Here is a 16,944-nt window from a genome sequence, read left to right as displayed (position 1 = left end):
ATTTAGGCATGAGGAATAAGTATGAAAAAGAGGGAATAAAAAATGATAAGGAAGTAATTGAATCTGAATGGTTAAATCAAAATATAATGTAAAAACTCAGGACTTGTTATTATTAAAGCCCTGAGTTTTTATCTTATTTGATAATCAATTTTTCAATAGATCTCTGTCCATTTTCATCTGATATATCAACAATGTAAGTTCCTCTTTGTAAAGAAGAAACAGGTAATTGTAAGCTGTTTTCAAAAGAAGTAGAAAGAACAGGTTGACCCACAATATTAAGTATTGATACTTTCTTAATTCCTTTCATATGTTCTGCTTTAATAGTGACAACATCGGAAGCAGGGTTAGGATAGATCTTCAATTGTAAATCATCAGATTGTATAGAGGTAACATCATCATTTTCAACAACTATTAAAGAGAGTTGATCTACCCAAAAAGAGATAGCGTTATCTTCATCTTGTAAAAAACCAATTTTGGTATCTTCTTCCTCTTCATTTGTAGTAAAAGTAAAGGTAGAACGTTGTAAATCACCCTCCGTAATCACTTCTTCAATATATGACTGTCCCGAGGCATTATTCACATAAAAATGAGGTTGTGCAGTAAGTTGATTTTTTTGGGTAGTCATCGAAATTTTGTAGGTAGTAGAAGGTAACGTCTTAATCCATTGGTGTACTTCTCCTTTACCTGATATTTTTAGCCAATTATTTTCAATGATCTCATTACGATCAATTTCTACCTGTCCTTCTGTTGACCATCCTAAAAATTCTTTATTAAATTCCGAATTAATGATATAGGCAGTTGGCTTTAAAATCACCTCATCTAAATAAGCCTTTCCTTTTGAGATAATTTGATTGGTGTAGTCTAATTTTAGTCGATGCACATCTTTTGGAACTTTAAATTTGATACGGTAAGCTGTATAGTTTGTTTCTTCTACAAGACAACTTCCTAACGTATTATTTTCTTCTGAAAGTACAGAAAATATTGCTTTTCCATCGGAAAAGTCATTTATTTTTGCAAACGCAGATAAGGTGTAAGTCGTTTCCGGAGTTACCTCTCTCCATTGGTACATGCTAGTATTATCCGTGAGTTCTGCCGCATAATTACCATAATAAACCTCATTAGTTGCCATTACATTTTTTTCGTAATTCCAATTTAAAAGTTGTGCTTCAAAGTCGCCATTTTCTGGAACAGGATCATTCGTCTTTTGAGTTAAAGTAATTTTAAAAAATCTCGGAACTCCTTTTTTTATTTTTACGGGTATATCACTTTCGGTTGTATATAAAGATCCAATGCTTGTACCAGTGAGTTGATCTTTAATTTCGCATACACCGGCAATAGTACTACCAGCCCTAATCGAAACGATGCTTTCTTTTGGAGTTAAAAAGCTATTCCCCATGATCATAAGGTAATAGGTGAGAGGATCTTCTTTTTTTCTAGCTGTTTGCCAAAAACATTCTCCATCTACATAAAAATCTAAAAACTGACGCTGTTTTTCTAAATCTTGTAATATCTTCCCTCTACCTTCAGCTAAACTATAATCCTTCCAATCATTGCCATCGGTTTGATAGGCAATATTACACCATTTGTTATCCTCTACTTCTTCTTTTTTTGTGTGAGGCACTACCGTAACAAAGCCACCTTTAGATTGAGGTAATAAATTATCCCAACGTCTTTTAGCTCCACTGATATAACTAGTCATATCATTTTCAGATATATCTGTATAAGCGTCCCAACAGGCAAGTTTACTTAATACATACTCTTTATTATCGGGAGTATATAAATCGTGATCATGTTTATACGACATATTATTTAATCGATTTGTTCTATCATAAATGGCGACTGAAAGTGGTGAAATACCCCTCATTTCTTCTGGGTTTTGTGGGTGCGGATAGACCCCTTTTTCTACAATTTTCAGAAAATTCAAAACTCCTTTTTGAAAAGGCTGACTCCATTCTTTATCTTTCCCGGTGACATCTCCACGAATAAATAAAGGGTTGTCTTTGTTCGTTACCGAGGTGATTCTGAATACTTTTGCTCCAAGACTATATTGGGCTAAGAGATGTCGTAAAACCACATGAGCATTTCTCATTCCGCCCCATTCCGCCACTCGATTGGCCGATAGATTATCACCAATGATGTTACATCCCCAATTTTTTACATCGCCATGCATCCATAATCCCACACGTTCTTGTATACTCAGATCTTGAACACCTACATTAGAATTTTCAACACCGGGTACCAAAACATCTTTATATTTTGGGTAATATTCATCTCCTTGATTTTGGGTGAATGTACTAAATATTGCTCCTTTAGCACACAGCATTACCATGGGAGGAGGGACATCTAAAAGGTCGGACTTTTCTAAGACAGCATCTAAATGCGGAGTATATAAATCGAAATAATCATTAGATTTTAATTCTTTTGTTCTTGCCATCATATAACATTCACCATCTACAATGGAAGCTTCATAAATATCGGCAAAGGTTTTGGGGTTCATATATAAATGGTTACCATGACCAATGATGACACAAAAGTAGACCCCTTTTTGAGCCAATGCTTTACAGTATTTAATTATACCTTCAGCAGTAATATTGGGATGTCCACCTTGAGTGGTTTCACCATAAATTTCAGTAGGTAAAGTAACCGCCAGGCGAATATTATTTTGTCCACCTATTTTCTGATACCACTCTTGCATTTGTTCATAAGTATTGTCTACTCTTTCAGCAATGTTAGCATCGGTCATTTCCCAACTTAAATAACCTCCAAAAGAAGAAGATACAAACCAAATAGGGTCTCTATTCTCATCAATTTCTGAGGGGGCACTTAACAGGTCGTTTGTCAATTGATCTAAATTATCATTCACCTCTTTAAAAGTACCTCGATTATTTATTTTCCGAGCTTCAGTTTTCCAATCTTCAGTACTCACATCCACAATGTAATAATGATCGTCTCCATTGACGGGGCCGGAAAGCACTACTTTATCATATCCACCATTTCGATCTTCTAACCGAGCAATTCCAGAGAAGTGATATTCAGTATTTGCCCAAGTATAATCAGTGATAGAGAAAGCAGCATTTTCTTTGGAGTAAGTGGATAAAAATAAGTCATCTCCATAGAGCATAAATAACTGTTGATGTCCGTCATTATTGAAATCTCCTGGCAGGCCATGTTGCATTAAATATTTACCCGTATTGGTTAACTTTTCTTTATCACGATCTTTAAAACCATGTTCTTCTTTTAAATATTGTTGCGCAAAGTTTTCATATTTTTTTAGGGTAAGTTTTTCTTTTTCATTGATCATAGTAGAAAACTCTCTGCTTCCTGTACCATTTTCAGGATAATAGACTCCCCAATGTGCCACTAATTCTTCATCACCATCATTATCAATATCATATGCAAATGCTAGTTGTTTATCTGTAAAACCAAGTCCGGGTGTAGTATCATCAATAATATAATCAGAAGATTGATTCCAATATTCAGGTCGTTGGAAAGTGCTAAGATTAATTAAATCGATAAAGCAATTGCCTTGAAAACTTTTTCTGTTGATAAACGCAGCCACATCATCACTTCCGTCCCCATTAAAATCTCCCGCTACTAAATGTCTAATGACTCCCGCTCTATTATTGGTTTTATCGGTCTTTGGACGAACCGTTTTTATTATATCTAATTGAGTATTTAAGAAATAGATAAGACCATCTACACCAGAAGTCATGACAATGGTTTCTCCATTTTTATTTTTTCCAACAGTAGCGGTATATAAAGCACCACTACTAATTTCTTTATCAAATAGTAATTGACCCGTTGAAGATAATAAACGAAGATGTCCATCTGTGCCGGGTAGAAGGATTTCATCTCCTTTACTTTCTGCGATTACATTTTCAGCAAAAATGCGTATACCTAAAGAAGGTAGATTTGTGTATTCCCATAACCGATGATCACTATCAGGTTGAGTGACTTCTTTAGAATGTTGAAATGCAATGATTTTTCCTTCTAAAGACATGGCAACTACAAAGTCTTTTACACCAATACCATTGAGGTCAGCTGTGGTTACGTGTATTAAATTATCACCTTGTGTGTTGTAAGGAACAAAATAATTGAGTGTTGTTTGAGCTGTAATAATTAATGGTAAGAGCAATAAAAAGAAGAAGAATTTAAAAAATTGTTTCATAAAAAAGTGTTTGTTTCCTGTCAGTAATAATTCAACATAAATAAACAAGAAGTCATGAAAATGTAGGGACACAAAAATGACTCAATACTAGCAGAAAACTGATTACATAATAGTTTGAAATTCTTACTTCATCTATCAATAACACTATTTGATACCCTATTTTTTATGTATATATTCTAAATATTCTATTAAAATTCTACGCTAAAACATAACAACCTCCAATAGATCATTAAGCCTAAAACAGAGTCAAAAAACAAGAAGAAACCGTCTAATTCTCGTGAACCAAAATGTGATGGCGTAAAGAATGTTGGAGGCACTCCTAAAACAGACATTACAAAAAGATTGTAATACCTACAGGGCTGTAAATAGTTAAGGCAGTATATCCCAAAAGATATACTGCCTTAATACTTTATATTCGATTCATGACTATTTCACGATAAATTTACTCGGTACTCTGTGACCGTTTTGATCTGTGACCACCACAATGTAAGTACCTTTAGATAATTTTGATACAGGTACTTTAATACTTGAATCAAAAGAAGCCTGCAATACCGACTGTCCCACTAAATCATAAATCTGAAGCAATTTTTCACCTTCTACATTATTCAATCTAAAAGTGATAAAATCAGAAGAAGGATTAGGGTAAATCACTAACTCTTCTAATTCTTTTTCTAATGTTTCCGGAGTGATTTTTCTTGCACTACTTGTGACTTCACTAATTACAACATCATCTAAATAAGCTGCTCCAACTGCATTATTTCCTCTCCAAAATCCAATTTTGGCCTCTTCTCCTTCATTATCAGTTGTAAAGTTGATAGTGAACTGTGTATAAATACTTTCGACTATATTTTGTTCAAAATACTTTGTACCTAAAGCATTTTTAATATTAAACTTAGCCACTACAGAAGGGTCTTCTACTTTAGCATAAAAAGAGACTTGGTAATCTGTATTTTTCTTTAAACTTATGAACTGGCTAGCACCACCTCTAGCATTAATTTTTAAAGAAGTATTGCCATTATGAGGGTTTAATGTTTCTGTAGTTGTTCCTCCATAATTACCCCATGAATTTAACCCTAGTTCAAAGTCTGCATTCAGAACGGTGGCTGTAATAGATACATCAACAGTACCATTTCCTACATCTTTCCAGTTGGCATCTTGGAAAATATAACGGTAAGTAACATCACCGGTAGCAGTTGGTGTATACGAGAATGTCAAATTTGGTGTGGTAAGTGAAGAAATCAAATTCCAATCCATATCATAAACATAAATATACTTTGTTTCTGGAGCAGCACTAAATGAAAAATCAATTCCAGAAGCGATGTCATAACTATTGCCTTGAATAGGAGAAATGATTCCATTTACTTGAGCTGCAATTACCGTAATAGTTGTGTTCGCTGTAAACCCACCATCATTTGTTGTTGCTGTAATAGTAGCCGTTCCGGGCGTTAGAGCAGTTACCAATCCGTTTGCATTTACTGTTGCAGTTGCTGTATTATCACTCTCCCAAACTACACTTTTATCTGATGCATTTGTGGGAAGAATAGTGGCAGATACTTTTAAAGTAGTAGATGAATATACTGTTTCATTCTCATGAGAAAGTGAAAGACTTGTAACAGGTTCGTTACTTACTTCTTCTACTTTTGTTAAAGACATATTATCTGCATACGCACTCGTACCATTACTTTCTGGTAGCCAAACCCAAGCCTGAACAGATGTTGTGTTAGCATCTGTAGTAAATACTACTTCATGTTCTTTATAAGAGGTAGAAAAAATATCCTTAGTGGCAATATTACCCCCATTATTACCAACACCCAATACTACTTTTTTTGCTGAATTATCTGTTTTCACAAAAGCCGTTAGTTTATATGTTGTTGATGGTTCTACCGTTACCCATTGATTAAATGATCCTGAATTCTCAATTTTAATGGCAGAATTTCCATTTTGAGCATCAGAAGTTACCGTAGGTGAATTCCAAGAATCCCAACTGCTTAATCCATTTTCAAAATCGCCATTAAAAAGTAACTCTGTGTTTGCTTCATAATTAAAAGAAACCATTGTTAATGAATTTGCTTGTATACTTGCCACATAATTCCCTGTGGTTGTAGAATTCCATAGTGAGATAGGAGACAATTCACCCGGATCACTAAAACGTAGTGCCTGATCTACAGAAGTGACGTTTAAATTATTAAAATTGAACTCTACAGATTTATTCTCATCATTTTTATTAAGGAGATAGACATACGTTTTATTTCCTTTTACAACAGTTGTTGTCATGATATTACTATCTGATACAGAAGATGATGTAATCTGACCTCCTATAGCATGATGGTACAGTTCAAACATAGCAGCAGAAGCACTTGGTGCATGGTCATTATCAGAATTGATTAAAGTTAGAAATTCTGACTTTGAGCTCTCTTTCCAATGCGAAGTCCACATAGAGGCATATTCAATACCCGCTTGCATAAATTGCATTTGCATTTCAGACTGCATTAATGCGGTCATATATTCCGTATGATCGGGATTAGAATTATGATCTCCAGGAGCAATGTTCCATTCTAAAACTGCCACCTTAATATGAGATTTTCCTAAAGAAGCTGCCAAGTTATTAAAGTAAGCCACTTCTTCTACGTAAGAACCACCATCGTATGATGCTGTCTCGTATTCCATAGGTGTTTTGGCTTTCCAATCTGCCCAGTTCGATACTCCCCATTTCCAATACCAATGTACGTCTACATAATCAATATTGTGACCCGCTACAGTAAGTAAAGTTTCATAATCAGATACATTATTACTGAATTGATCTCTCCAATTGATGAAAAATTTAGCATCAGGGATATATTTTTTGATAGAATCGGCATACAAATTAATTTGTTGTGCATAGTTAGCAGCAGTCCAATGTCCGCCATCACCTCTCATGTCTTTATTATAACCGTTACCGTGGTGGTACGTTTCGTTATCTAAGAAAAAACATTTGGCATCAAAATCATTGTCAATACAATATTTCACTAAAGCTACAGCCTCAGCAACACCGTCATCTACGCGTCCCCATTCCATACCAGAACTCATATTAATACCTACCATTGGTTGAGTTCCAGCAGCACGAGTTAATGTCATGTATTCATCCAAATCCATAAATTCAGAAGGGTGAGGTGTCCATTCTTCCGGATAATTTGGGTTCCAGTTGTCTACCCATCCAGCCCCAAGGTCATTCCAATGGTACATAGAAGTAGGTGTTCCGCCCGGCCAACGTAAAAAACCAGCACCAACATCTTTAAATAGTTGTGCCATTGCCCCATCTTCATAAATAGAATCTGTTTCTACAGAATAAGAGAGTCCTTGTCCTTGAATATTAGGATGTATTGTGTGGCTTCTTTGTGTTCCATTAACAGTTAACTGTACTTTTTGTGCAGATGCAGTTAAAGATGCAAACAGAATGACTAAATAAGTTAGTTTTAAATTCATATACTTTATTATTTTAAAAAGCCACCCTTTCATCTAAAGAGCGAAAGGGTGGCTTAAAAATCAGTGGCTATTTCACAATAAATTTACTTGGTACTCTGTAACCGTTTTGATCTGTGACCACCACAATGTAAGTACCTCTAGATAATTTTGATACGGGTACTTTAATACTTGTATCAAAAGAAGCCTGTAATACCGACTGCCCCACTAAATCATAAATCTGAAGCAATTTTTCACCTTCTACATTATTCAATCTAAAAGTGATAAAATCAGAAGCAGGATTAGGATAAATCACTAACTCTTCTAATTCATTTTCTAATGTTTCCGTAGTAATTTTTCTTGCAGAAGAAGAAGGAACCTCAATCAACATGGCATTATCCATGTAAGCATAACCACTACCTCCAGAAGGTCTCCAGAAGTATACAGTAATACTTGTTTGGTTTGCTTTTGTAGTAAACGCCACTTCATGGTATGTATAATATTGATTTGTAATATCCTTATAAGCCATACCATTAGCATTCGCATCATTTACACCCATTACTACTCTAGCACTTGATGGATTATCCACTTTAGCATACCCAGAATAGATATAAGAAGTATTTGCTTTTACCGTCACCGTTTGATTACAAGATCCTACACCATTTAATCTTAAAGAGCTACCTTCATACGCTCCTGAAGTTGTTGTTACGATATCTTGCCAAGTACTCCAATGGTTTAACCCATCTTCGAAATTGCCATTTTTAAAAGCAGCAATACTAGATGGACTAACTGTTACTACAGTAGTAGCCGTTAAATTACCATCTACAGATTGTACTGTAATATTTGCTGTTCCTGCACTTACAGCAGTGACAACACCATTAGATACTGTAGCCACTGCATTATTATCACTACTCCACGTAACAGATTTATCAGATGCATTAGAAGGTGCAATTGTTTCTGCTAAACTAATTGTTTCACCTGCTTGAAAACCTCCGCTTTGAGCAGATACACTTATACTTGCAACAGGTACATATACTGTAGGTTTTTTCACTACTTTCATGTTGTCAATTGTTGCAGTAGCCCCATTACTAGGTGGTAGCCATGAGAATACTTTTACTGTAGTATTACTTCCTGTTTCAAATTCTACCTCATGCAGTTTATATACACCTGTGTAAATATCTTTACTAGCAATACGTTTGTTGTCTGCATCATTTACACCCAAAACAATACGCTTAGAAGTATTGCTAATTTTAATGTATGCTGATAAAATATATGTACTGTTTTGTTCTACTGTAATCCATTGATTGGCAGACCCTTTTTCTGTAATAGTAATTGCAGTTGTGCCTTCGTAAGCATCTGTAGTTTCTTGTGGTGAGTTCCAAGTATTCCAATCGCTAAGACCATTTTCAAACCCTCCATTGATGACTAAATCTACTTCTACATCAGCACCAACTGTAACATTTGCAGACGATGTAAAACCTCCATCTTCTGTTGTTGCCGTAATAGAGGCATTACCATTACTTACTGCAGTGACCAAACCAGTGCTACTATTTACTGTTGCCACAGCTGTGTTACTACTCGACCATGTGACAGTTTTATAAGTAGCGTTACTTGGTAATATGTTCGCAGTTAATTGTACTGTTTCTCCTACCTCAATTGCACCACCTGCAGCTGTAACAGAAACACCCGTAGTTCTGATTGCATCTTTATGAATTTGGCTATTGAAGTTGTTATCTGCTCCAATGTTTGGAATTAAATTCTTAACATCCACTACATTCCCGTAAATATCAGTGGCTGTGTGTAGGCTAAAGTTTTTGAAAATTCCTTTACCTGCCATTGGGAAAGAAGGTTCTGGGAAAGCTGTTCCGTTATCTACGGCTGGACTTCCTTCTTGTAATTGGAAACCATAAATATCGCTAGCTGACTCATCTACAAAAAGTGGGTTTTGACCCGTAGTTTTGTTTTTATCAAGGTTGGTGAAACTACTTGCAATGTTACCATAAAAAAGGTTATTGCTCACCACTAAATCACTACCATTTTGGATATCAATCTTTACCTCATCAGCACCAATTGCTGCCCCATCAACTACTTTGAAGATGTTGTTATAGATAAATGTATTCTTGGCATAGATAGAAATATCTGGCTTACAAGCACTGTTATTTAATAATACCGTATTGTTATACACAAAGTTACTATCCGAACGAATAGGCGTTTTATCAGAACCAACATATCCTGATACCCAAATAGAATACCCATGGTGATCTCTGAAACCATCGTTCTTACTTACATTATAACGGAATGTACTGTTTACACAATCACCAAGAATTTCTACAAATCCACCCTCTGTATCTTCGCTATAATTATATTGATAAATGGCATTCTTACAGTAAAAATCAATATGTCCTGCAGAACCATAAGTATCTCCAAAACCTCTTGCTCTTAATTGTTTGTTGTATTGTACAATTACGTTTCTAGAATCCCAAATCCAGCAGCCTTCACCTCTACCAAAATATCTATCTGTAGAAGATTGGTGATTACCCCATCCTAAATCTATAAAAGTGTTTTTTTCTACAATAGAATTACAAACAGATGCCAAAACAACACCATCACCACCTAGCTTTTCAAAGTGGTTATTTCTTACTACAAAGTTGAGGTTTCTTTCCTCTTCATCAATAGGATTATTGTATGATGGTAAGTTAGATAAGTGACGAATACTGATAGCTGTAGACCCTAAATTATAGAAATAACAGTTTTCAATTAATACATCATCAATACCCACTTCTTTTACCGGTGATACCGTTTGATCATCTCTATCAGAATCAAAAAAGATACCTTTTGCAGAGTAATAATCTAAAGTAAAAAGACCTTGGTAATCAATCATGTTGATACCAAAAACGTCTGTAATTTTTAAGTTACGGAAAGTAAGTCCTTTACTAATACCACCCCACTTATTGGCAATTACTTTAATACCATAAGAAGTGTTGGTTCCCCAAGTGATATTCCCCATATTCTGACGATCATTCTTCACCCAAATACCATCTAATGTGATATAACTTGTGTTCGTCATTTTAATTGCTTCGATAAAATCACCAGTGGCAATGTTACCCGAACCAGAAAGAATTGGTAATTCTCCTGTACCATAGCTACCAATCTCAATTGGCTTACTTTCCGTACCTGAGCAAAGAATTACAAACTGTCCTTCAAAAGTGTCTCCTTTTCTAAAAAGAAGTTTATCTCCGGGGTTTAAAAGTCCTCCTTTACTCACTTGCTTAGCTGCTGCTGTAGCTTTCGTTAGTGTTTTCCATGGTGCATCAATACTACCAGAATTAGAATCATTACCGTCAGCACTTACATAATAAATAGTGTAATTTCCATTCAATACTACATGATCAATCAATAAATCAGAAGATGAATTTGCAGAAAGTGTAATTGTATTGGTTCCTGCTTCCAAATCGACATTCATTAAAGTAGCTTTCGCTCCACCTTCATATGCCCAGTTTGACGCCGCTAATGTAATAGTAGATACAGCATCATTATTTACTTGTAAATCGGCAGATGTAGGCGTTCCTCCATTGAAGGAAAACACCTCTAGTTTGTAAGTACCTGCTGAGGGTACGTTATCGATCGTCATTTCCATACTACCATATGGAAGTGTTTTTTTGAGTTTTACAAAAGCTCCTCCAGAGGCATTTTCATGTGATGAAGTGTTGTATTCTCCTGTCAGTGTTGCCGTTTCTCCTTCTTGCGCTTCACCTAACTCTGTAGCATAAAGTAGCTGCCCAAAATTTAATAATACGACAAGAAAAAATAAGTACGTTTTTTTCATAGCTTTTTATTAGATATAAGTAATAATTTGCGGTATTCAGTCAGTATTTCATTTCATTCGATAAGTTTAATTTATTGGAGATAACCATTAAAAAAACTTGGAATACCGTTGTTTAAAAAAGTTTATAATGAACTCATTTGATCATTATTTCTTCAATAGAACATTCTCAATTAAGGATAAAAACAATAGTTATTTGGACACAAAATTGATTTTGAAATAGCACAATTCTAGATTTTATAACACTTCGAGTATTTTTAACGTATATAATACACTATTTAAAAAGTGAGTGTTAAAAAAAACATCCAAAATCTATCTAAACAGATAGGTTTTGGATGTTTTTGTAAACGATATTTGGTCTCTTTAATCTTACTGTGCTTTGAAAGAAACCCTCATTAGTTATTGGATAAACAACTTTTTCGTTTGTTTATCTCCTTTAGCATCAGTAAGTACAACAATATATATTCCTGATTTTACACCTTGAAGACTTAATTGAACATCTTTAGAAATTGTTTTTTCTACAATGGGTTGTCCCATCAAGTTGATGATTTGTAATTTTGAAGGTGCGTCTAAAACACCCGTAGAAATGTTTACAAAAGATCTTGTAGGGTTAGGATAAACTAAAAATGACAGTTCCTCTTCTAAATCATTTTGACCTATACGAGTTCTAGCATTACTGACCTCTCTAATTTGAATATTATCCAGATAAGCACTTCCAGATGAATCTTTAGGTCTCCAAAAACCAATACGAGTATCTTCGCTGTCGGCTGAAGTTGTAAAAGTAAGAGAGTAGTCTGTTAATGAAGTATCATAAATATCTTGTGATAAATAGTTATTTCCACCCGATTTAGCGACTAAGAAATTCACTTTAACAGAAGGGTTATCTACTCTAGCAGAGAAAGAAATTTCATAGGTAGTATTGGCTTTGGTTTTGATGTATTGATTTGCTCCTCCATAACCAAGAATTTTCAACCTTGAAGAAGAATTACTGACTGTGCCAGTTCCCCAAGGGCTCCAACCAATTAATCCTTTATCAAAAGTATTATTAATGGCATAGGCTGTTTCTTTAATAATTATTTCATCAGCATATGCACTTTGTACCCCTCCATTAGGTCTCCAGAACATTACTTTGACAGAATCTGTAGTTGCTTTAGTAGTAAACATAAAATGATGAAGTGTGTATTCCGTATCATAAATAAAAACCTTGTTTAATGATTTGTTCTTTTCGTCATTTACACCAAGTATTACTTTATCATTTTCAGGATCTTCTACCATAGCAAAAGTAGAAAGAGTATATGTTGTATTTGGTTTTACTTTTAACCATTGATTCACTGCAGATGGTCCCGTTAGTTTAACGGCACTATTTTGATAATATGAAGAAGAAGAGTTACTATTCGAAGCATCCCCCCAGAAATTCCAATTCTTCAAACCATCTTCAAAGTTTCCATTTACCACCTCAACGGTCCAATCATCTCCAATTTGGATAGTAGTTTGAGCGGTAAATCCACCGTTCTCTGTAGTAACCATAATCGTAGCTGTTCCTTCTGAAAGAGCCGTAACTAGACCATTTTCATCAACGGATGCGATCGAGGGTTGAAGACTATTCCAAGAGACATTTTGATTCTGAGCATTACTAGGAGTGATCACTGATTGTAATGCAATACTTTCTGCCACTTCTAATTGAATATTTTGAGGAGTGATACTCACACTTTCTACTTGAATGATAGAAGGATCAATTTTATTATTATAATTGTTATCTGCTCCAACGTTTGGTAAGTAAGTTGTAATATCAACTTCATTTCCGTAAATGTCATGAGACGCAACTAAAGAAATATCTTTAAAGATACCTTGTCCTGCCATTGGGAAAGTAGGTTCTGGGAATATTTTACCAGCATCTACAACTACACTACCTTCGTAAATCTGATATCCTTCAATATTTTTAGCACCTGCGTTTACAAAACTGGGATTGCCACTTAGAGCAGATTGGTCTAAACTAGTAAAAGCAGTATTAATATTTCCTTTAAAAAAGTTATTGTCTACAATTAGCTCACCATTATTCTGAATATCAATCTCTACTTTTTCTCCCATAACTCCGTTACCTGTTTGTACGAAAATATTGTTATAGATATAAGTATCCTCACTAAATAAAGAAAAGTCGGGAGCATTATTAGCATCAAGATATATAGTGTTATTGTATACATAAACTTCGTCAGAAGGTATAGGAGGATTGTCTGTTCCTACATATCCGGAAGTCCAAATTGTGCTTCCGTGAGTACTACGGAAACCATCATTTACACTCACATTGTAACGGTAAGCCACATTATGATTATCGCCTAAAACTTCTACAAACCCACCTTCACTATCTTCACTGTAGTTGTATTGGTAGATAATGTTTTTATTACCAAAATCAATATGCATTCCATAAGAATCTCCAGAACCTCTTACACTGTAAGAACGGTTGTACTGACCAATTACATTTATACATTTAAATACCCACATACCACTACCTCTAGCAGCTAAACGTGGTTCAGAAGCTGTACTATATCCTGTACGATCAAAATCATTATTATCTACCAACGCATTGAACATTTTAGATAAAATCACACCGGATCCTCCCATTTTTGTAAATGTGTTATTACGGATAATAAAATCCATATTTCTATTGTAGGTATCATTTCCTATTATATCAGCACCTCTATGTACTGCCCAAACGCCTGCTTTTCCGATGTGTGTAAAATAGCAATCTTCAATAAGTACATTTTTGATAGATACTTCTATATCTGCCTCATTTTCATCAGATTCAAAACGAAGACCTGTTACGCTTAAATCATTGAATTCTTCTGGAACACCTACACCAAATATATCGGAGAATTTTAAATCTCTAAATTCTAGATTAGACGATACGCCTCCCCATTTATTGGCATAAACTCGAATACCATAACTGTTCGATTCACCGTATGAATAACGATTATTATTTTGTCTGTCATTTTTAATCCAAAGGTTAGAAACAATCATATGAGAAACATTTATCAGTTTCATTGCTTCAAAATAATCTCCTCCAGCAATAGCTCCAGAACCAGAAATAATGGGTAATTCTCCAACACCATAGCTACTAATATGAATCGGTGATGTTGCAGTACCTGAACATTTTACAAATAAGCTACCCTCAAATGTATCACCAGCTCTAAAAAGTAATTTTGAACCAGGAGATAAAAGGCCTCCGTTTGATTCTTTATCTGCAATTGCATTCGCCTTCTCAATGGTTTTCCAAGGGGAACTAATACTACCATCATTGGCGTCATCGTCTCCATCAGCACTAAAGTAGAAGATATTATAATGTTCTGTTACCGTAAATTTATCAATAGATAAATCAGAACCATCGGTAGTGATGGCAATTGTATTTGTGCCTTCAACTAAATTGACATCTATCAGACTTACTTTAGCGTAATCTTCATAAGCAAAGTTAGACGGTTGGATGGTTTCTTGTGAAGCAGCACCTCCATTTACAATTACATTTACGCTTTGCGTAATGCCATTATTAAAAGCATAGATATGTAACTTGTATAAACCTGCTTCTATTACATCTGTTACAGTAAACTCTATGGTACCTTCATTATCAGCGGTATTTTTAATCTTCACAAATGAACCGCCAGAGGCAAATTCTTTTTCAACAATGTTAGTATTACCTGTTAAGGTTTCATTTTCCGCTTCGATATCCTCACCATTAAACGTCCCACCAAAAAGGGCGGTCGTAAAGAATAGTAAGAAAGTAATCATGTTCAAGTAAATTCTTTTCATAGCATTTCTTTTTTTACAGTTAAAATACACTCTTGATAAGTAGTTTAATCGTAGCCTACTGAAAGGATCAAGAGAAGTAAAAAATATTCTTCGTTATAAAATAACCTCAGAATTGTTAGTTAACTGCTCACAATGTATAGGGTTAATCAAAAAATTATAGACACAAACGCTGAAATTAAATAACACGTTCTAATCGAATAGTAGCGTATATTTCACACTAATAGTTGTGCAAGACATTAGAAGCCAAAGGTTTTTCATGGCAATACGTATATCTAAATGTCTTTGGATAAGATTGATGCTGTATACCTTGAATGAATCTCAGAAAGAAATGCTTTTATTTAATTCAATCTCATGATGTATAAAAATATATCATCGTATTACTTAGGGTCTTTTCTCAGGAAGTTGTAATAGAGACCAAGCAAAATGCATAGGGTGTGGTTGAAGATTTGAATTTCTTACCATTTGGTAATTTATAGTATCTATTGGTTCTATATCTTTATTTCATCAACCTTATTTAAATCGATACTATGCTTAGAAAACTCTTAGGATTAGCCCCAAAATTAGAACAAGACGGATCGTATTCTCCATCTAAAATTGCTCTTAAATTTTCTGTTTCCGAAAAGACAAATTATGAGGAAATCAATTATCAAAAATATGAGGGTAGTAAAACCAAAATCCTAGTGATCTTCACTGAACAAAAAAACATGGTGATGAAAAATGGGAAATTATTTTCTACGGGAAATCATCCAGTAGAGGCGTTACTTCCTATGTTACATTTACAAAAAGCTGGGTTTGAGTTTGAAGTGGCAACACCAAAAGGTCTTCCTGTTGTTTTTGAAATGTGGGCTTATCCTGAAAAGGATCAACATGTAAATGCGATCTACAATGAGCTAAAATCGAGCTTTGAAAACCCTATCAAATTAAAAGATTTTATTGATACTTCTTTTGATGATACCGACCATTATGCAGGTGTATTCATTCCTGGCGGACACGGTGCAATGTTAGGTATTCCTGATGATGAAAACGTAGGAAAAATTCTTAGATGGGCCAATAAAAGTGATTTATTTACCATAACTCTATGCAATGGTCCTGGTTCTTTATTGGCAACTACTATTGGTGATAGAGAATTTCTTTATAAAGGATATAAAATGTGTGTATTCCCAGATTCTGTAGATAGACAAACACCTATGATAGGGTATCTACCAGGACATATGCCTCGTGGTTTAAGCGAAACACTTTCAAATTTGGGAGCAACTTTGATGAATACCAAATTTGATGATTCAGTTTGTGTCGATAGAAAATTAATTACAGGCGCAAGTCCTCTTTCTTCAAATAATTTAGGAAAATTAGCGGCAGAAACTTTATTGAAAGAGTTGAAGTAATTTCTTGATATATAGTAATGATAAAATAAAAGACACCCGAGAGAGTGTCTTTTATTTTGTCTTAGTTAAAATCTCATCAGTATCATCAAAGAGATTAGGTGCGCTGTTAGGTAAAATACTGATCCTATCGATGTTATGTTTTATATTTTTATTAGAATCAATTTAGAACTATACTTTATTTTCTTTCCCGGTTACTCAAGAAACAACACCCTTTTGTCCAAACCATTGAATGTACACCTATTAATTAATAGTATACATCCCGAGCATGAACACCATTTTTTGAGAATGAATATCATTTATTTACTCCTCAATTTGTTGTTCTTTTATTTTTGAAA

5 protein-coding genes are annotated in these 16,944 nt (G+C 34.5%); 1 reads left to right on the top strand and 4 read right to left on the bottom strand.

Translation table 11 applies throughout. The features are described from left to right. Nucleotides 1-133: 133 nt before the first annotated feature. The 4 genes from NH26_RS24110 to NH26_RS24095 form a co-directional block, all read right to left on the bottom strand. Entirely contained in the window at nucleotides 134-4,168 is a 4,035-nt protein-coding gene (locus NH26_RS24110) for a T9SS type A sorting domain-containing protein (protein ID WP_044217255.1), read from the bottom strand. 426 nt (nucleotides 4,169-4,594) lie between these two features. Continuing rightward, nucleotides 4,595-7,630 carry an Ig-like domain-containing protein gene (locus tag NH26_RS24105; protein ID WP_044217253.1) on the bottom strand — a complete coding sequence of 1,012 codons (3,036 nt, stop codon included), beginning with the start codon at nucleotides 7,628-7,630 and terminating at the stop codon, nucleotides 4,595-4,597. Between the two features lie 67 nt (nucleotides 7,631-7,697). Then, nucleotides 7,698-11,432 (bottom strand): Ig-like domain-containing protein, encoded by a 3,735-nt coding sequence (locus tag NH26_RS24100; RefSeq protein ID WP_052431706.1) that lies wholly within the window; start codon nucleotides 11,430-11,432, stop codon nucleotides 7,698-7,700. A 396-nt stretch (nucleotides 11,433-11,828) separates the two neighbouring features. Further along, a complete protein-coding gene (locus NH26_RS24095) occupies nucleotides 11,829-15,227 on the bottom strand; it encodes a carbohydrate binding domain-containing protein (protein WP_044217251.1) in 3,399 nt (1,132 codons plus the stop codon). Between the two features lie 527 nt (nucleotides 15,228-15,754). Between NH26_RS24095 and hchA the strand changes: the two genes are divergently transcribed. Next, nucleotides 15,755-16,609 (top strand): glyoxalase III HchA, encoded by an 855-nt coding sequence (gene hchA, locus NH26_RS24090; RefSeq protein ID WP_044217249.1) that lies wholly within the window; start codon nucleotides 15,755-15,757, stop codon nucleotides 16,607-16,609. Nucleotides 16,610-16,944: the final 335 nt, after the last annotated feature.

The sequence above is a fragment of the Flammeovirga pacifica genome, assembly GCF_000807855.2.
Classification (GTDB): Bacteria; Bacteroidota; Bacteroidia; order Cytophagales; family Flammeovirgaceae; genus Flammeovirga; species Flammeovirga pacifica.
Note: the sequence above shows the minus strand (reverse complement) of the source record. Positions and strands in the feature narration are given on the sequence as shown.